Source organism: Helicobacter hepaticus ATCC 51449 (assembly GCF_000007905.1).
GTDB classification, from domain to species: Bacteria; Campylobacterota; Campylobacteria; order Campylobacterales; family Helicobacteraceae; genus Helicobacter_C; species Helicobacter_C hepaticus.
On sequence record NC_004917.1, the window covers coordinates 539,339 to 558,071 of the forward strand.

An 18,733-nucleotide genomic window follows, 5' to 3' on the forward strand; every position below is an offset into this window, starting at 1 on the left:
CTTAGTGTATGTGTAATCTCTGATGCTCTATTTTGATGCAGCTATTTTCCTCATACAAAATGCCATACTCACGTGCAATCGATGCTGCTTCTGCGCTTTGCAATCCAAGCTGCACCCATACACACGCTCGCTCTTTATCAAATGAGCTAAATCCTTGAAGTGAGCAAATTTCACGCATTATGCTGGGCAATGCCTCGCTTTTTCTAAAAATATTAATAATATCGCATACTTGACCCATTTGTGCCATATATTCAAATGCTTCAAGTAGAGAGCGAAAAACTTTTTTCTTTAAAATCTCTCCACCACGAGGATAAATTGGCACTATCTCATAGCCATTGTCTAAAAGATATTGTGCCACTTGATAACTTGCCTTATGCTCATCAGGACTTAGCCCAACTATGACAATTATCTTAGCAGATTCTAAAATAGTGCGTTTTTGCGTATCGCTTAAACACATCTCTTGTGTGTGATTTTCGTGCATATAATCTCCTTAATACAAACTACAACAAAATATTATGGTATCTTAAGTAAATTTAACATAAGATTTTCTTTAAATGTAATGGGAGGGCAATATGCAAATACTTCTACTCTTTTCACACACATATTGGGCAGATTCTAAAGTCAATAAAGCTCTTTTAGAATCTGCAAAAACACTAGAAAATGTAACTATCCATAATCTAAACACCGCTTACCCAGATGGAAAAATTAATACTGAAGCTGAAATTGCACTTTTACAAAAAGCTGAAAAAATTATCGCTCAATTTCCATTATTTTGGTTTAGCACACCTGCAATAATGAAAGAGTGGCAAGATAAAATCCTCACACACATTCATCATAGTGCAAACCCTAAACTACTTTCGCATAAAAAATTTAGCATTATCACAACTGCAGGAGGCGATGAAACAAGCTATGATGGGCATCACGGATATACTCTTGACACTTTACTCTCATCTATTAATTATGCTTTTTCTTACAATGGCTGTGAAGTACAAGAGATTTACTGCATTTATAAGGCAAATGTAGATAATCTCCCCATACGCGAATATTTATTAAAGCTACAAGGATAATGTAGCCTTGTGTTAATTATCTTTTATATGGGCAACACACGAATATGAGAATCTAATTTTTCTTGCAACACAGATTCTATAGCGTATAATGTGCCCGTAGCTCCGCTTGCACATCCGCTACAAGCTCCAAGATAACGAATATACACATCAATAAACCCATCACTTGTATCTTTAATATCCAAAATTTCCATATCACCGCCGTCCATCATAAGCATAGGGCGGATATTTTCATCAATAATCTTATCAATGCTCTTTACTTTCTGCACCATTGTCATTTCTGCAAATGCTAAATTTCCCTCAACACTTTTTTGTGCGACATTTTTTAGATTTTCTTTATCCATTTCTGCACGTACATCACGCAAAATATCTACAAGATAATAATCTCTCTTTTCGTGCCCACCTGCCTTAATACAGCTTTTACAAAATGCTCCGGCTTTTGTGTAATTTGTAATCTCCTCCACGCTTTTTAAATCATTTAATCGTATCACTTCTTTAATTGTTGAAAGGCTTACACGTGCGCACTCACACACAATAATCTCATCTTCAAAATCTTCCGCATCTTTGCCAAGATAGATTCCCGCAGCTTTTTTAATTACATCATATGCCATAACAGAGCAATGCATTTTTTGCCCGGGCACTGCAGGTGTATCAGGGTCATCACGCAAAGCGTGTTCCACATCAAGGTTTGTGATTTTCACAGCCTCTTGCACTTTTTTACCAAGGCAGAGTTCTACCATCATATCAGAGCTTGCAATCGCTGTCCCACAACCAAAACTCTTAAATTTAGCATCAATGATTCTATCTTCAGAATCTACTAACCAATATAACCTTACTGCATCACCACACGCCTCCGCACCATAGTCTGCGACAATGAGCTTTGCTCCCCTCTCATCTGCATCCTTTTGTGTGAGAACTCCCAAATGCGTAGGATTATCCATTCTTTCACTCACTTTGTTTGAATACGCGTCCCATAACGCCCCACCGATTAAGTCATTCTTTGCCATTTTCTTTCCTTTATTTGTTTTAATATTTTGCTTTTACAAGCTTTTTATTAATAGATTCTAAAGCGGTTTCAAACTATTTGCAGTAGTATCTTTGAGTGATTTTAGTAGCTTTGGCATAAAAGGCAAAGTGAGTTACCTAAGTGGCAATGACCGAGCCTTGAATGAACAATCCACTAAAAGCACCAAAGAGACAACGCGACTAGCTTTCATACGAGCTAGAAATCGCTCTAAGCCTCTGCACCGCTTTCTTAAACACCTCAATAGTGTAATCAATCTCTTCGCTTGTAGTAAATCTACTCAAAGAGATTCTAATAGCAGTATGAGCAAGCTCTTTATCTGCACCAATAGCGACCATAACAGGATTTGCTTCCAAATCCTCGCTTGCACAAGCACTTCCTGTAGAAGCAGCTATACCTGCCTTATTCAAATCCCATAGCATAGCTTCGCCCTCAATTCCTCTTATACTAATGAGTGTCGTATTTGGCACACGATTATCTCTTGTGCCAACCACAAACACATCGGGAATCTCTAAAAGAGCAGATTCTAATCTATCACGCAGATTCTTTACTTGAGAAAGCTCAAAATCAAGATAATCATTCGCTAATTTCATCGCTTCACCCATTGCAATAATATAAGGGACATTGAGTGTGCCGCTGCGTCTGCCACGCATATGCTCGCCGCCGTGAAAAAGAGGAGTGAGCTCAATACCCTTACGAATATATAAACCACCAACACCTTTTGGTCCGTGAAACTTATGTGCACTAAAGCTTAAAAAATCTACCTGTGCACTTTGGACATCAACAGGAATCTTACCAATAGCTTGCACTGCATCAGTGTGAAAAAGAACATTATTTTGCCGACAAAGTGTGCCTATCTCCTCAATAGGGAAAATAAGTCCTGTTTCATTATTTGCCCACATTACACTTACAAGAGCAGTATCTTCACGCAAAGATTCTCGCACTTGTTTGGCAGTAATTGTGCCTTGCTGATTAATAGGTAAATAAGTAACCTCCACGCCAAGAGTTTCTAAAAAGGCACAAGTAGCACGCACTGCTGGGTGTTCAACCTCTGTGGTAATAATATGCCTCTTACCCTTTTTAACAATCTCATCAAAATACACGCCCTTTATCACCCAATTATTGGATTCTGTTGCACAGCTGGTAATAATAATATCATCATTATCATCGGCATTGATACCTTTATAGAGTTTTTCAATTGCTTCTGATATAGCTGCGTGAGTTTGTGTGCCATATTTGTGGAGACTATTTGGATTCCCAAACTTCTCGCAAAAATACGGCTCCATAAGCGGCTTGATACTTGGGTCAAGCATTGTTGTTGCATTGTTGTCTAAATAGACTTGCTTCATCATCTTACTCCTAAAATTTGTGTTTGAGTTGCAAATTTAAGTAAATATTATTTTAACCTTTCTAATAAAAACGCTAAATTTTATCATTTTATGATTAATTGATTTGACAATTTCAAATGAAATTTTAGCAAATCCAAAATTTACACATCTTCCATAATATGCAAGAGCTCTTGAAAAGAGCGTTCAAAGCTCCATTGCTCATTCATTTCCTGTTTTAAAAATGATTCCATAAGCGAACGCTTTGTAATAGCTTCATCAAGCTCTTTATCTGCACCTCTTTGGTATGCACCAATGCGTATAAGCACTTCATTTTCCTTAAGAAGCGAATACAATCGCCGAAATTTACGAATAACTTGCAAATGTTCAGGGCTAATAATGTCATTAATAACGCGTGAAGCAGAATTAAGAATATTAATAGGCGGATAAATTCCCATATCAGTGAGGTCACGATTAAGCACAATATGTCCATCAAGGATAGAGCGACTTTGGTCAGCAACAGGGTCACTCAAATCATCTCCTTCAACAAGCACCGTGAAAAAAGCTGTGATAGAACCTACACCATCCTCCTTTCCCGCACGTTCCATTAATTGAGGTAAAAGTGTAAGCACAGATGGCGGATAACCTTTGCTTGTAGGTGGTTCGCCGAGTGCCAAACCAATTTCTCTTTGTGCCATTGCAAAACGCGTTATAGAATCCATAATAAAAAGCACATCATTACCGAGTGATTTGAAATACTCCGCGATCGCCATCGCACTAAATGCTCCATACTTACGCATAAGTGGAGAATCATCACTTGTAGCTACCACAAGAATGGTATTGGTTAAATCATTATTGAGATTTTTATGGATAAACTCTGGGACCTCTCTCCCTCTTTCCCCAATAAGAGCGATTACTTTAATAGGTGCATTTGAACCACGCACTATCATACCCATAAGTGTGGATTTTCCTACGCCTGAACCTGCAAAAATACCCATTTTTTGTCCCTTTCCACAGGTAAGGATTCCATCAATTGATTTTACACCCACTTCAAAGACTTCATTTATCAACCCCCTTTTAAGCGCACTTATAGGCGGACGCATAAGCAGTGTAGTATGAGAAGTATGCAATGCTCCCTTGTCATCAATGGGTTCTCCAAGTGGATTAATCACTCGTCCAAGCATATTCTCTCCCACAGGAATATGCAATCCGTGATTGAGAATCTCCACTTTATCGCCACATTTATGTCCCTCTATAAATGAAAAGGGGCTAATGAAAAAATGTTCCCCTTCAATAGCCATTACCATACCGAGATTATGTGTTTGCATATTATGAGCAAATTGTAGAGATTCCTCTGAAGATTGATTGCATTCTTTCAAAGAAGGTGCTTCATAATGCGAGAGAATCTTCACAATATCACCCACCGAAGGTTTTACGCCATTAGCCACTAACATATTTTGCATCACTTTTACAAGATGTCCATAGCTTGGGGAAAGATTAATATTATTTTGAAGTTTTTGTTTGATTTGAGACAATGACATACACAAAACCTACTTTTAAGATTTTTTTGTTAGAATACCAAATTATACTTTTTTATTTTATTAAGGAAAGCTATGAATTTCACAACAAAACGCATAAATAGCGCTAATGCTGTTATCAATGGTAGCATTGCACTCTCTAAAATTGAGGAAAAATTTGAAAAAGTCATCAAAAAAATTGCTAAAAATATAAAAATTGATGGCTTTAGAAAAGGTAAGGTCCCAACGCAAGTGATTAAAACACGTTATAAAGAGCAGATAGATCAAGATGCACAACAAGAAGCAATTCAAGAATTGCTTACCGCTGCACTTAAAGAGCTAGAAATTCAGCCCAATAGCCTTATTGGCAATCCTATGATTTCTCAATTTAATAAGCTTAATGATAAAATAGAACTTGAAATTAAGCTTGGCATTACCCCCACATTAAATCTTGATAATGTTGAGGATTACACACCTGAAGTCAAACTCAAAACAATAAGTAAAAATCTTATTGATGAGCGCTTAGAAGAAATTGCAAAAAATCGCGCACCTCTTAATGAAATCACTCAAGAGAGGACATTACAAAAAGATGATACAGCTCAAATTGATTTTGAAGGCTTTGTTGATGGAAAAGCATTTGAGGGTGGTAAAGGAGAAAACTTCAATCTCGCTATTGGTTCAAATCAATTTATTCCGGGCTTTGAAGATGCACTCATCGGTATGAAAAATGGCGAGAAGCGCACAATTAAGGTTACTTTCCCCGAGCAATATCAAGCTAAACATTTAGCAGGAAAAGAAGCAAGCTTTGATGTAACGCTCCATAAGATTTTGCAAAAAGAGTTGCCAAAAATTGATGATGAGTTTGCAAAAAGCATTGCAGGCGAAGAATCTAACCTACAATCTTTAAAAGATATGATAAAAGAGCAACTTGAAATGGAACAAAAAACTGAAATTTACAATAAAGAACTCAAAGAAAAATTAGTAGAAATATTACTTAAAAATATTTCATTTGATTTGCCAGATTTAATCGTTGAGCAAGAAATGGATATTTTATTTAGAAATGCTCTTAGTCAGCTTAAACCAGAAGAATTTGATAAAATAAAAAACAATCAAGATGAAGCTAAAAAACAACGAGAAACGCATAAAGATGAAGCACGCAAAAGTGTGCAAATTACTTTTATTATGGACGCTTTGGCAAAAAAATATAATATTGCCATTAATGATAATGAAGTATTACAAACTATTTATTATGAAGCTATGATGATGGGACAAGACCCAAAAGCAACACTAGAACATTATCAAAAAAACAATCTTGTTCCAGCTATTAAAATGACTATGCTTGAAGATAGAGTATTACACTATTTGCTTGATAAAAAATTTGAAGAAAGCAAGGCAAATACTAATGCTCAAAAGGATAATCAATGAGTAGTTATATTCCTTATGTCATTGAACGCACAGGACGCGGTGAGAGAAGCTATGATATTTATTCACGGCTTTTAAAAGACCGCATAATCTTACTAAGTGGCGAAATTAACGACCATATAGCTTCCTCAATCGTAGCACAACTACTTTTCTTAGAAGCTGAAGACCCAGAAAAAGATATTAATTTTTATATTAATTCCCCCGGTGGTGTTATCACAAGTGCTTTTAGCATTTATGACACAATGAATTATATCCATTCTGATATTAGCACTATTTGCATTGGACAAGCCGCATCCGCAGGAGCATTTTTGTTAAGCTCTGGCACAAAAGGAAAACGCTTTTCTCTGCCAAACTCACGGATTATGATTCACCAACCTCTTGGTGGTGCGCAAGGACAAGCCACAGATATTGAAATACAGGCAAGAGAAATTTTACGATTAAAAAAGATACTTAATGAAATTATGGCTCACAACACAGGACAAAAAATTGAAAAAATTACTCAAGATACTGAAAGAGACTTTTTTATGAGCGGAGAAGAAGCTAAAAAATATGGATTAGTTGATGAAATTTTGACAAAAAGTTTGAAATAATGAATATGAAAAGGGAGAGATATGAATTTAGATGAATTAGATTTAGATGGAAACAATGATTTTTTTGGGAATCTTGATGATGTAGGTTTAGAAGGCGTTAAGAATAAAAAACCAAAAAAAGCAAATACTGCTAAACGAACAGATACAACTAAAAAATTAAATTCTATTTCTAAGCAAGCAATGAAAGCTCTTGAAAAAGATGCAATTTTACCCTTACCTGAAAACTTTGAAGCTTATTTTGAAAAAACTCTCTCGCAAGAACAAGATGAAGAAGTGCGTGAAAGAATTAAAGCGATGGTAGAGAGTGCAAATCACGATTCAAGGTTGATTGCCTTAGAAAAAACCTTTAATGAAAACTTCACCACACTCAAATCTGTGCTTGAACATCTCCTCACACTCTGCAAATATATGTCAGCTATGGAAAACAATACCGAAAAACGGCTAGCTGAAATCTCTACTATCACAAATCCTCTTGGTGCACAAAATGCTATCAAGGTGCTTATAAATGAAATCAGGGGTTTTCATAAACAATTTGTGCTCCAAGCAGACAACATTTCGCGTTCTTATCGTGATATGTATGCCAAATCTTCCAATGTTAAATCAAGTGCAATATATGATACAACATTGGGTATTTATAGTAAATCATTCTTTTATCATACGCTTGAATTTGAATGTGAAAATGGCACAGAATTCCCTCGAAATAGTGCATTGATAGCCTTTACTCCATCAAGGGAACTTGGCGCACAGCTTAATAATCAAAATAAACTTGTAACAACTTTTAAAAATATTGCACGTATTGTCTCAAAAAATATTGGCGCAAAAGACCTCGTCTCTTATTTAGGAGGAGGACGTTTTGCTATGTTACTTAAGAATGTTCAAGCCGATGGAGCAATTAAACTCTGCGAAGAAGTAATAAAAAAATGTAAGCAAACAAATATCTTTATTGGGGATTTAGAGCTTAGTTTGAATATTGTTATGGGTGGGATTGTTTTTGACATAAATAAAACACCCGATTCTATGTTAGAAGAAGCCAAAAAAATGCTTGATGAAGCTTTAGCAGAAGATAAACCTCTTAAATTTGGCAAAACAGGGGCAGGTAGCTCTACAAATAATGATGACTTTGAAATACCCGGAGATGACTTTGGCGACCTTAGCGATTTTGAAATATCCTAATGCACTATTGCGCAAAAAATCTATACCTGTTGAGATTTTTGATGATAATTTACATAACTTCCTTGATGATATGTATGAGACGCTTATAGAAAGCAAAGGTGTTGGCTTAGCTGCTATTCAAGTAGGAAGGGCGGAGCGAATTCTTATTATTAATATTCCGCGTGAAGAGGATAAACAACAATATAAAGAAGATTTGCTTGAAATCATTAATCCCACTTTTTTAACGCAAGAAGAATGTGTAGAATGGGAAGAGGGCTGTTTATCTGTGCCTGATTTTTATGAAAGTATCAAACGATTTGATAAAGTCTCAATCGCTTATAAAGACCGCTATGGTAATGACAGGATTCTCAAAGCACAAGGATTCCTTGCGGTAGCAATTCAACACGAAATAGACCACCTCAATGGTGTTTTATTTGTAGATAAACTCCCTATTTTAAAACGCAAAAAATTTGAAAAAGAACTCAAAAAACTTAAAAAAGAATCTCAAGCCTAAGAATTGGTAATGGTAAATACAATCCTAAGTGCAACAAGCTTCGGCACATCAGCAAAAGTAGTTGAAGTAGAAGCAACTTTTACAAGAGGATTGCCTCATTTTAGTATCACCGGTTTAGCTCATAGCTCTATTCAAGAATCCAAACAACGTGTGCAATCCGCGCTTGCCAATAATGGCATTACTCTCCCGCCGCTTAAAATTAATATCAATCTCTCTCCATCTGACCTTCCTAAGAGTGGTGGGCATTTTGATTTGCCTATTGCGCTCGCATTGCAAAAACAAGGAGAGAATCTTGAACAATGGTTTGCTTTTGGCGAACTTGGGCTTGATGGAAGCATAAAATATCTTGATTCTATATATCCACTTTTGCTTGATATTTCCTTACTCCACCCTCACGCAAAGGTTATTGTGCCTCTTTGCGCTAAAGAATTACTTAGTCTAATCCCCAACCTCACATTTTATTTTGCCTCGCATTTACAAGAAGCTATTGAGCTTCTTAATAATCCGCAATTACATACAACTTCGCAACCTCAAATGACACATAACACACTTGGATTTAAGCATTTTGAACTTGAAGGAAAAACTTATTTTTATCAAGATGAGTTCGCATCTGATTTTAAACAAGTATGTGGGCAAGACATTGCCAAACGCGCAGCACTCATTGCAGCAGCAGGATTCCATAATTTTATTATGGAAGGCTCACCGGGCTGTGGCAAAAGTATGATTGCCAAACGACTTTTATACATTTTACCCCCTAGCTCTATGCAGGAAATGATAGAAAATGTCAAATCTCAAGCGCTCAATAAGCAAAGCACTCATTATACACCTTTGCGTCCATTTCGTAATCCTCACCAAAGTGCGAGTAAATCAAGTATTCTTGGTTCAGCTACGCAGTTTGAAGTTAAACCAGGTGAGGTTGCTTTAGCACATAATGGCATTTTATTTTTTGATGAATTACCACATTTTAAAAAAGATATTTTAGAATCTTTGCGTGAGCCACTTGAAAACAATAAGCTTGCTATTTCCCGTGTGCATTCTAAGCTTGAATATGACACAAATTTTATGTTTGTAGGTGCGCTTAATCCTTGTCCTTGCGGCAATCTTCTCAGCAAAAATAAACAATGTCGCTGTCAAGAAAGAGAAATTAATCTCTATCGCTCAAAGCTTTCTGAACCTTTCCTTGATAGAATTGACCTTTTTGTCCAAATGAGTGAGCAAGAAGACAGGCAAACACAAGCAGGACTAGATTCTCTAAGTATGCAAAAAATGGTTTTTGATGCTTTTAAAATGCAAAAAAAACGAAAGCAAGAAGTGTTTAATGGCAAACTTGATGAGGCAGAAATTGAGCAATTTTGCATATTAGATATAGATTCTAAGAATCTACTTGACCAAGCGAGTGAGCGTTTTTCTCTCTCTTATCGCGCACAAAATAAGCTCAAAAAAGTAGCGCGCACTATTGCGGATTTAGCCAAAGAGGAGCATATCACTAAAGCTCATTTGCTTGAAGCCCTAAGTTATCGGCGTATTTAAAGAATCTCAGCACAAGGAGAAAAAATGCTTGAACATAAAACGATGCAAAATATACATAAACGGCTTAAAAAAATTATTGGACAGCTTAATGGTATTGATAAAATGATAAGTGATAACGCCGCTTGCCCAGATGTGCTTATCCAGCTTAATGCTGCAAAAAGTGCGTTACACAAAGTGGGGCAAATCGTGCTTGAGGGGCATATCAATCATTGTGTGCGTGATAGTATCTGCGATGAGGCAAACGATATTGACAAAACGCTCAATGAACTTGCTACTGCAATAGAGCATTTTTCTCGTATGAGCTAGCATCTAAACTTAGGAAATAAAAAACTGCTCTAATTCTTGCTCTATCTCTGCTATTGCCTGTGTGGTTGGCTTATAAAAAATTTTATCAAATACAGATTCGGCAATGCTAGGACAATATTGTAAATTATTGAGGATTTTATAGCCAATTCTTGCTCTAGATTCTGCAAAAGCAAGAATAGTGCTAATATCTACCACATTCCCGCTTGTGCCGATGACCAACACGCAATCTTTACTTGAGAGCTGCGAAAAAATATCGTGCATAATTACATATTTAGGTGCACGCTCATAAAAAAATACAATAAAAGGCTTAAGCTTTCCATAATCACAATTTGGACAATTATGTGGCTCAAAATGAGTATATCCTATATCAAAGATATGCTCACATTGAGGACAAATGATTTTGCATAATTCCCCGTGGAGATGTATGACATTACTCACTCCTGCACGCTCTAGCAAATCATCAACATTTTGCGTAATATGGATTACTTCAATAGGATCTTTGTGTTTTTTCTTTGCAGAAAGTGCAATGCGAGGCTTATTTAAAATCATAGGAAGTGAAGCAAGAAATTTATGCATAGCATTCGGTTGCACTTTGCCTAATTCCTCACGCCTAAGATTATAGAATCTATGCACAAGTTCAAAATTATCTAGCCAATTTTCATAATTACATACTTCCATAGGATCATATTGTGCCCATAATCCACCATTATCTCTAAATGTTTCTAGCCCAGATTCTGCACTTAATCCTGCTCCACTAAAAACTACAAGTTTTGGCATTTTCACTCCTAAAATATTGATACAAAAGCGTATTCCAGCTATTGTTTGCTTTATTTAAAGAACTCTAATCCATTTAAAATAATATAAATAAATATACACACAAAAGCAATAATACAAGTTCTACGAATGATATATTTCCACTGCGGTTCAATAACGTTATATGCTGCCATATATCCACTTATTAATACTCCGGTAAAACCACCACCCGGGAAGGCATAAGCACCTGTAAATAACAGATTTTTAATTGTCTTTGAAAATCGCGCGGCTCTGCCTTTTCTTAAAAAACTATTATTTGCATAGCCATAAGCAGTGCCTGATGGAGTTTTTATATATCTTTTAATAGTTTTTGGTGTTGAAATTTCATAATATTCTATATATTCTTTTAAATCAGGAAAATATTTTTCTGCCTTTTTAAATAAGTCTTGTGCTAGTTTTTCTTTTTTTGCAATATATTCTTCTTTTGGTAAATTTTCCCATTCTTCAAGATATGATGCGCCACAGAAGACACCAACACTTCTTTTATCATCATCTTTGATATGAAGTCCAGAATCTATTACACCATAATCTACAAAAACAAACCCCCTATCTTGAATATTTTTATGTCTTAATCCTTCTTTCATTTGGATAAATGGTTTATTAAATTCACCATCATTATAGATAAAAGTAGAATGGGTATGGTTTTTATAAATTTTTTTTAAATTCTGTTTAAAAACAATATAAATGGTATATAAGGATACAGATTCTTTAAGCTCTTCAAGGCTTTTATCCTTATATTCCTCATCAACCATATTCTCATAAAGCATAGCAGGAGCACAATTTGCTATTACATATTGAGAATCTACTGCCATTTGTTCTTGTGTGCGTTTATTTTTATATATAACACCCTTTGCTTTTGCTTTTTCTACAATAATTTTTTCAACATTGCACATTGTTTCTACTTTCCCGCCATTTTCCGTAATTATTTCAGCAAGTGCAAGGCTTAATGAATAACTACCGCCCTTAATAAATTTTGCACTATTATAGTAATTATACTGGGCAAGAGCGTGATAATACCAAGAAAGTTCATAAGGATTATCGTGATAATATACAAAATTCACATTTAATAATCTTTTTAATGTATCATCTTTAATTATTTTATCTAGTATTTCGCCAACAGATTTTTGATGAAAGAAATACTTAACAACTCTTGGAAATTTGATTAGAGGATATGTTAAAAATTGAAAAAAGTTCATATCATAAGAGATTTTTCCCATAGTATAAGCAGTGTTTTTTAAAATATTAAAATATTTTTTTATGCCTTTTTCTTCACTTGGAAATTGAGAAATAAAATATTTTTTAGCTTCCTCGATTCCTTGTGGCACTACATATTTTTTATTCTTATCAACAACTCCCCATATTTCGGGCAAACTGATTAATTCAATTTTTTTATCAAGTTCTAAAAAATCAAATAAATCTCTTTTAATATCATATCCATATTTACCATAATCCATTTGATGCAAACCCACTTCAATATGAATATCCTTTCTTTTAAATATCGTAGCTGCACCGCCAAGGATATAATGCTGCTCAAGAAGTAAAACTCTTTTTTGCTTTTTTGCTAAAACAGCCCCAGCAGTAAGACCACCAAGTCCGCCTCCTATAATAATTACATCATAACTCATATTTATTATTTTATCTCTTTATCATTCACATAGCGCACTTCACGCACAACCTTACCATTTGAATCTAATTCTTTTGCTATGCCCTCTTTTTTGCCTTGCTTATATTGAAGCTGATACCAAAGTTTCCCTGATGTGTCATAGATATTCATTTGTCCCTCTTGCACACCATTTACAAAATTCATCTCACTTTGAATATTGCCATTGGCAACATCAAAAATACGACATAATCCGTGTAATTGCCCTGCGCTATAATATGCTTGATAAATAAGAATGCCCTTTTGACTAAAAAGCTCAAATATACCCTCTCTTTTACCTTCAACATAAAATGCCCTCTGTGCCATAGTGCCATTAAGATAATACAAAGTCTCTTTTCCGTGCTTGATTTTTGTTCCGGGCTTATAAGTAATCTCTGCCTTAAAAGTGCGTCCATTATCCTGCACTTCCTCTGTGCTCTGCTCTCCGGTAATATTTTCAAGTTTCGCTTGAGAATAATGGGGCTTTTGGTTTGATTGTTGTATTTTAGGGATAGAAGTTTTTTGCTGTGTGCTCAAAGAAGTGTGTTTATTTTTTGTAGAACTTTGGTTTTGTATTTGAGAATCTTGTGGCAAAGCAACTTGCTCACCCACACAACCTCCTAATACTAATGCGCTTATAACACCCATAAGCACTAATTTTCGACATACGCTATGTTTAATTCTACTACACCAAATGTCCATCGCCCCCCTCCTCTATAATACTTAATAACAAGTTTGCCAACGACAATTTTTCTCCTCAATCATTGTGCCTTTTTCATCATAATGCTTCATCCATTGCTTCTTACCTTTTTTATAGAGTGTTTCATATTGTAACATACCATTTTTATCAAATTCTGCCCTAATGCCCTCTCGCTCATTATTTTCATAAGTAAAACTCTCTTGCAATACACCAGATTCATAATATTTTTTGCCCTCCCCTTCACGCTTATTAAACTTATATTCTTGCTCACTCTGCATTTTGCCATTAGGAAAATAAAGTATGCGCTTTCCCTCCTCTTTTCCCTCATTGTAGTAACGCTCTTCTTTAATTGTGCCCTCAAGGTAATAAGAACTCACTTTCCCCTCATATTTATCTTTATCATAAGATGCACGAAAAATTACCACACCATTAGGCGCTTTTTTTATTTGAGTGCCACATTTCATCGTTGTGCCCTTACAATATTGCGTTCTGATGATAGTAGGAGATTTTTTATCGCCTGTATAGGAGATTCTCACATCATATTCTGCCGCATCTGAAGCAAAGGCAACGCCAAATGCTAACATTTTATATATTAAGATTAAGAATACGACTTTTACCACCTTCACTTTCTCACTCCTTATAGAATCTAACTTTTTAAGCGCACGATATTTACACCCAAATGTTGTAACTTGTGTTCAAGTCTTTCATAACCCCTATCAAGATGATAGATTCTATGGATATTGGTTGTGCCCTCACTTACAAGTGAAGCCACAACCAACGCAGAACTTGCACGCAAATCTGTCGCCATCACATCAGCTCCAAGTAATGGGCTAATGCCTTTAATTGTAGCGTGATTACCCTTGAGCGAAATATCTGCACCCAATCGCTGCAATTCACTTACGTGCATAAAACGATTTTCAAATAAACGCTCTTCAATCACACTTGTACCCTCACATTGCGTGGCTAGTGCCATAAATTGTGCTTGCATATCGGTAGGAAATCCGGGATATTCGGTAGTGATGATTTCAAAAGGTTTAAGGCTTTGCGCTGGAAGTAAAGTTAAAGAATGCTCGCTTTTATTAAAACCAAAGCCAATTTCCTCTAATTTATCAGTAATAGCGCTAAGATGATTGTTTTCAACATTCTCTAATGTGATAGAAGAATTTGTAATTGCACCAGCGCAAAGATATGTCCCTGCTTCAATTCTATCGGGTATAACACAAATAGGCGCAAAATTGAGCAATTCTCCACCTGTGCCATAAATAATAAGCTCATTTCCCCCAATACCCTCAATTTTTACACCACTTTGAGAGAGAATCTCACATAATTGCACAACTTCAGGTTCTTTTGCAGCATTAATAATATGTGTTTTGCCTTGTGCTAGGGCAGCTGCCATAATCACATTTTCGCTTCCAGTAACGGTGATTTTATCAAATAAAATATCTGCGCCTTTTAAGCCTCCTTTAGCTTGAGCAATAATATATCCACCTTTAATTTGAATATCCGCGCCCATTTTTTCCATTGCTTTAATGTGTAAATCCACAGGACGCGCACCAATAGCACACCCACCGGGCAAACTTACCTCGCAATAGCCAAAACGCGAAAGAAGAGGTCCGAGCACAAGAATAGAGGCGCGCATTTTACGCACAATATCATAAATAGCACGCGTATGCACAATATTTTCAGCAAGACAAGTGAGTGATGTTGGCTTATGCCAAGTAATATTTACACCCAAATGTTCCAAAAGTTTGGCTAATGTCTTTACATCGGCAACATCAGGGAGATTATTAATTGTTACTTCATTTTGACTAAGCAATGTCGCAGCAAGAATAGGTAAGGCAGAATTTTTTGCACCAGAAATACTAACGCTACCTTGAAGTGTAGGGCTTTTGGTAATTTGTAAATAATCCATAATGTAAAATCCTTTATTATTTATTCTCTCGTTTTTGCAAAGCTTTGCCAATAGCTTCTTTGATATTCGCCTTATTTTCAGGATTTGCTTTCTCAAGGTTATCTTGAAAACTCACAACTTCCTCTACTTCCATCAGATTCATATTAGCTGCAAATCGCGAAATCATATCAAGCCATAGACTATGCTCACTTGCATCTTGAGGTTGTGTTTTATAATTTTGCAAAAACTTTTCAAATAATGCTTTAAGTTTATCCTTATCATTAGTCCATTTATCAATCTCATTTGAAAGCACCTTTAAAGAACTTTGTTTAATTGTGGGTTTGTCCTCTTCAAGTGCAATAGCAAAAAGCCCACTAAAAATAATAGGTAAGCATAGCAAAAAAAAGCATAACCAACAAATAACATAAAAACTAAGATTAAACATTTGCGTTTAAAGCCTGATAAAAATCTATAGTTGCTTTAACATAGCCATCAATACTCCCGCAATCATAACGTTTGCCTTGAAACTTATATGCTAATACGCGTCCCTTTTTACTTTGCTCTAAAAGTGCATCAGTGATTTGAACTTCTCCCTTTTTTCCCGGTTTTGTAACTGCTAGAATGTCAAAAATATCAGGTGTAAGAATATAGCGCCCAATAATGGCAAAATTGCTTGGAGCTTTATCTATGCTTGGCTTTTCTATCATATTACTCACCTCATATACACCAGATTCTATCTCCTCTCCCTCAATAATGCCATATTTATCCACATCACTTCTTTTGACTTCTTCAATAGCGACAATGCAGCATTGATATTTTTTATACAACTCTACCATTTGAGCAAGCACGCCTTTACCTTGTGGGTTAATACATAAATCATCAGCGAGAATGACCGCAAAGGCTTCTTTCCCAATGAGATTTTTGCCTTTTAAAATAGCATCTCCTAATCCTTTCATTGCAATTTGGCGCGTATAAGAAAATGTGCAAGTATCTGTGAGATTGCGAATCTCATTTAATAATTCCTCCTTATCTGTGCCTGATATTTGATGTTCTAACTCATAACTCACATCAAAATAATCTTCAATAGCACGCTTACCTCTTCCTGTAACAATACCTATGTTACAACAACCAGATTCTAGAGCTTCTTCTACACCATACTGAATAAGTGGCTTTGTGAGTATGGGTAACATTTCTTTGGGCATAGCCTTTGTTGCGGGTAAAAATCTTGTGCCATATCCTGCAGCTGGGAAAAGACATTTGTTTATCATAAAATCTCCTTATTAATTTACAAGTGTTTGTTTTAAATAATTTTCAAGATTGATATTATTCCCAAAGCTTGCTTGATAAACAATATAATTTGCCAATACTCTAAGTCCATAATCACGAGATTCTTTATAAGGAATAAGCTCCATAGAAAGCCACGGCTCATAATCACGTTTTTTCAAAAAAAGAGTTTTACTCTTAAGTGTGCGACGTAAAAATCCTGGACCACCATTATAGGCATAAGAAACAAAAAGTGGGTGTTTAAATTCACGTGATAAATCATTAAGATAAAATGTTCCAAATTCAAGTGCAGTAACGGGGTCAAACATATCTTCTAAGCTGATATTATCACGTTTTAAACTTTTGGCAAAAGGCTGCACATTAAAGGGCATAATCTGCATCATACCAAGCGCATACGAAGTTGAAACAAGGGCTGGTAAAAGTATGCTTTCTTGCTTAGCAACAGCATAAGTAAAGGCTTTTTCGTGGTCATTTTTCCACTTGATTTTATTGCTAAAGGGAGTAATAAAATAATGAATTTTAAATCTATTAAGCTGATTAAGCATATAAGCAAAATGTGCGCTTGTATCCTCATAGGCAAAATGCTTACTTAATTCTTTTAAATCTTTATCGCTTTTAATTTGAGCAAGATTTTCTTTTAAAAGCTGCCATTGAAAAGGGTCTTTAATATCAAATTTGGGTTTTTTAGGCGAGAGATTCTCTAAATGTGTAACGACTTGATAACTTGGCTCAACGCCGAGTTTTTGATGTGCATAAATCGTATATAAATCTACATTTGTGCTTGCCCCAAGAGTTTCAAGCACTTTATTATCATTACTCAAACGATATTGCCAAAATAATGAACGATTTTTCTGCATAGGTGTTGTAGCATTTGAATATGAACGTTTAAAGTATTCAAGTGCTGCTTTTGGCTTTTGGTGTAAAATTTCATTTAGTCCTAACATAAAAAGCGTATAAGAATCTGCTCCTGTGATATTTGCTCCTATAAGGGACTTTTTAAACTTATCATAGCTTTTATCCTGTGTAATAATAATGCTTTGAAGCATATTATTAAAAGCTGTATTATTTTCATCAGCAAGCTTTTTAAGTGCTTGTGGCTTAATATCTTGATTAAGAATCTGTGTGCGCTGATTTGCCCTTAATGCACGATAAATGCTAGCAAAAGTTTGCGCATCACTATTGAGCATACCCGTAAGAATATTAGGATTGATTAAAATCTCAATGCGTTTTCTAAAAGCTGGGTCATTTTGAAATTTTTTGAGTAAAAAATCTTTGTTTTTTTGTGGCATAGAAGGAATATTAGCAAGGTTTAATCCAGCTTTAATGCAGGAAAGATCTTGAGTTTTAAGCTTATCAAAACTCAAACGCTGACAATAAAGATTACGTGGAAGCTCACTTACTTTTCCCTTAGCACTCATAAGACTATCTAGCTTTGAAGTTCTACGAAAAATAAGTTCATAAGCTTTAAGTGCATCTTTAAGGCTCGTTTGCTCATCAGAGAGAAATTGCCAAATATAAAAATCTCTTGCCAAGCCCTTAGGTTTAGATTTTAAAAAATCAAGCGTAATTTCTGTATGTGCATAACTTAAAACACAGCACAAAAACAATAATACAAATACTCTCATAACTTTCTCCCCTTGTGTTTGCTAGATACTAAGTCTTGCTGCATATTGCATAAGAATCTGCACGAGAGATAAATCAATAAATTTAAGCACTACTGCCGCAATTAAGGGAGAAAAATCTATACCATTAATAGTTGTTGGTATGATTGAACGTATTTTTGCATAAAATGGTTGGGTAAGGCGGTTAAGCACTTGCACAATAGGGTTAAAAGGGTCAGGACGCACCCAACTTATAAGTGCAGCAATGACAATAATCCACACATAGAGATTTATCAGCATACTCACAATCGTAGCTACTGCGCTTAAAAATGTGCCTAAAACCATTCCTTTATTCCTTCCT

General features: G+C 35.4%; 20 protein-coding genes. 7 read left to right on the forward strand and 13 right to left on the reverse strand.

Annotated features, from left to right (window positions below):
* Position 1 precedes the first annotated feature (1 nt).
* Positions 2-481 carry a CoA-binding protein gene (locus HH_RS02785; protein WP_011115403.1) on the reverse strand — a complete coding sequence of 160 codons (480 nt, stop codon included), beginning with the start codon at positions 479-481 and terminating at the stop codon, positions 2-4.
* A gap of 91 nt (positions 482-572) precedes the next feature.
* Here HH_RS02785 and HH_RS02790 point away from each other — a divergent pair, with 91 nt between their 5' ends.
* Positions 573-1,067, forward strand: a complete 495-nt coding sequence (locus HH_RS02790) for an NAD(P)H-dependent oxidoreductase (protein WP_041308995.1) — start codon at positions 573-575, stop codon at positions 1,065-1,067.
* A gap of 23 nt (positions 1,068-1,090) precedes the next feature.
* Here HH_RS02790 and HH_RS02795 read toward each other — a convergent pair whose 3' ends face one another.
* The 3 genes from HH_RS02795 to fliI all read right to left on the reverse strand — a co-directional run bounded on the left by HH_RS02795 (position 1,091) and on the right by fliI (position 4,954).
* Entirely contained in the window at positions 1,091-2,071 is a 981-nt protein-coding gene (locus HH_RS02795) for an iron-sulfur cluster assembly scaffold protein NifU (RefSeq protein ID WP_011115405.1), read from the reverse strand.
* A gap of 199 nt (positions 2,072-2,270) precedes the next feature.
* Entirely contained in the window at positions 2,271-3,437 is a 1,167-nt protein-coding gene (locus HH_RS02800) for a NifS family cysteine desulfurase (protein WP_011115406.1), read from the reverse strand.
* A gap of 140 nt (positions 3,438-3,577) precedes the next feature.
* On the reverse strand, positions 3,578-4,954 hold the full coding sequence (gene fliI, locus HH_RS02805) for a flagellar protein export ATPase FliI (protein ID WP_011115407.1): 1,377 nt from the start codon (positions 4,952-4,954) through the stop codon (positions 3,578-3,580).
* Positions 4,955-5,026: 72 nt separating this feature from the next.
* Between fliI and tig the strand changes: the two genes are divergently transcribed.
* From tig to HH_RS02835, 6 genes are read left to right on the forward strand one after another with little or no spacing between them, the layout of a single operon-like run.
* On the forward strand, positions 5,027-6,355 hold the full coding sequence (gene tig, locus HH_RS02810) for a trigger factor (protein WP_011115408.1): 1,329 nt from the start codon (positions 5,027-5,029) through the stop codon (positions 6,353-6,355).
* On the forward strand, positions 6,352-6,942 hold the full coding sequence (gene clpP / locus HH_RS02815) for an ATP-dependent Clp endopeptidase proteolytic subunit ClpP (protein ID WP_011115409.1): 591 nt from the start codon (positions 6,352-6,354) through the stop codon (positions 6,940-6,942). The genes tig and clpP overlap by 4 nt, the downstream gene beginning before the upstream one ends.
* A gap of 21 nt (positions 6,943-6,963) precedes the next feature.
* The gene (locus HH_RS02820; RefSeq protein WP_011115410.1) at positions 6,964-8,115 is read left to right on the forward strand and encodes a GGDEF domain-containing protein; all 1,152 of its coding nucleotides are present in this window, start codon (positions 6,964-6,966) and stop codon (positions 8,113-8,115) included.
* A complete protein-coding gene (def, locus tag HH_RS02825; protein ID WP_371414321.1) occupies positions 8,054-8,608 on the forward strand; it encodes a peptide deformylase in 555 nt (184 codons plus the stop codon). The genes HH_RS02820 and def overlap by 62 nt, the downstream gene beginning before the upstream one ends.
* 9 nt (positions 8,609-8,617) lie before the next feature.
* Complete coding sequence (locus HH_RS02830) at positions 8,618-10,138, forward strand: YifB family Mg chelatase-like AAA ATPase (protein WP_034366317.1); 1,521 nt, start codon at positions 8,618-8,620, stop codon at positions 10,136-10,138.
* A 24-nt stretch (positions 10,139-10,162) separates the two neighbouring features.
* The gene (locus tag HH_RS02835) at positions 10,163-10,444 is read left to right on the forward strand and encodes a metal-sensing transcriptional repressor (RefSeq protein ID WP_011115413.1); all 282 of its coding nucleotides are present in this window, start codon (positions 10,163-10,165) and stop codon (positions 10,442-10,444) included.
* 9 nt (positions 10,445-10,453) lie between these two features.
* Here HH_RS02835 and HH_RS02840 read toward each other — a convergent pair whose 3' ends face one another.
* From HH_RS02840 to HH_RS02880, 9 genes are read right to left on the reverse strand one after another with little or no spacing between them, the layout of a single operon-like run.
* Positions 10,454-11,221 (reverse strand): SIR2 family NAD-dependent protein deacylase, encoded by a 768-nt coding sequence (locus HH_RS02840; RefSeq protein ID WP_011115414.1) that lies wholly within the window; start codon positions 11,219-11,221, stop codon positions 10,454-10,456.
* A gap of 50 nt (positions 11,222-11,271) precedes the next feature.
* A complete protein-coding gene (locus tag HH_RS02845; RefSeq protein ID WP_011115415.1) occupies positions 11,272-12,882 on the reverse strand; it encodes a phytoene desaturase family protein in 1,611 nt (536 codons plus the stop codon).
* Between the two features lie 5 nt (positions 12,883-12,887).
* Positions 12,888-13,598, reverse strand: coding sequence for a toxin-antitoxin system YwqK family antitoxin (locus HH_RS02850; RefSeq protein WP_050720599.1), 711 nt, complete (start codon positions 13,596-13,598; stop codon positions 12,888-12,890).
* Positions 13,599-13,619: 21 nt separating this feature from the next.
* Positions 13,620-14,222 carry a toxin-antitoxin system YwqK family antitoxin gene (locus tag HH_RS02855; protein ID WP_011115417.1) on the reverse strand — a complete coding sequence of 201 codons (603 nt, stop codon included), beginning with the start codon at positions 14,220-14,222 and terminating at the stop codon, positions 13,620-13,622.
* 20 nt (positions 14,223-14,242) lie between these two features.
* The gene (murA, locus tag HH_RS02860) at positions 14,243-15,508 is read right to left on the reverse strand and encodes a UDP-N-acetylglucosamine 1-carboxyvinyltransferase (RefSeq protein WP_011115418.1); all 1,266 of its coding nucleotides are present in this window, start codon (positions 15,506-15,508) and stop codon (positions 14,243-14,245) included.
* Between the two features lie 16 nt (positions 15,509-15,524).
* Positions 15,525-15,932, reverse strand: coding sequence for a hypothetical protein (locus HH_RS02865; protein WP_011115419.1), 408 nt, complete (start codon positions 15,930-15,932; stop codon positions 15,525-15,527).
* On the reverse strand, positions 15,925-16,755 hold the full coding sequence (galU, locus tag HH_RS02870; RefSeq protein ID WP_034366326.1) for a UTP--glucose-1-phosphate uridylyltransferase GalU: 831 nt from the start codon (positions 16,753-16,755) through the stop codon (positions 15,925-15,927). Before galU ends, HH_RS02865 begins: the two co-directional genes overlap by 8 nt.
* 12 nt (positions 16,756-16,767) lie before the next feature.
* Positions 16,768-18,396 (reverse strand): lytic transglycosylase domain-containing protein, encoded by a 1,629-nt coding sequence (locus HH_RS02875; protein WP_011115422.1) that lies wholly within the window; start codon positions 18,394-18,396, stop codon positions 16,768-16,770.
* A 21-nt stretch (positions 18,397-18,417) separates the two neighbouring features.
* Positions 18,418-18,717 carry a YggT family protein gene (locus HH_RS02880; protein ID WP_011115423.1) on the reverse strand — a complete coding sequence of 100 codons (300 nt, stop codon included), beginning with the start codon at positions 18,715-18,717 and terminating at the stop codon, positions 18,418-18,420.
* Positions 18,718-18,733: the final 16 nt, after the last annotated feature.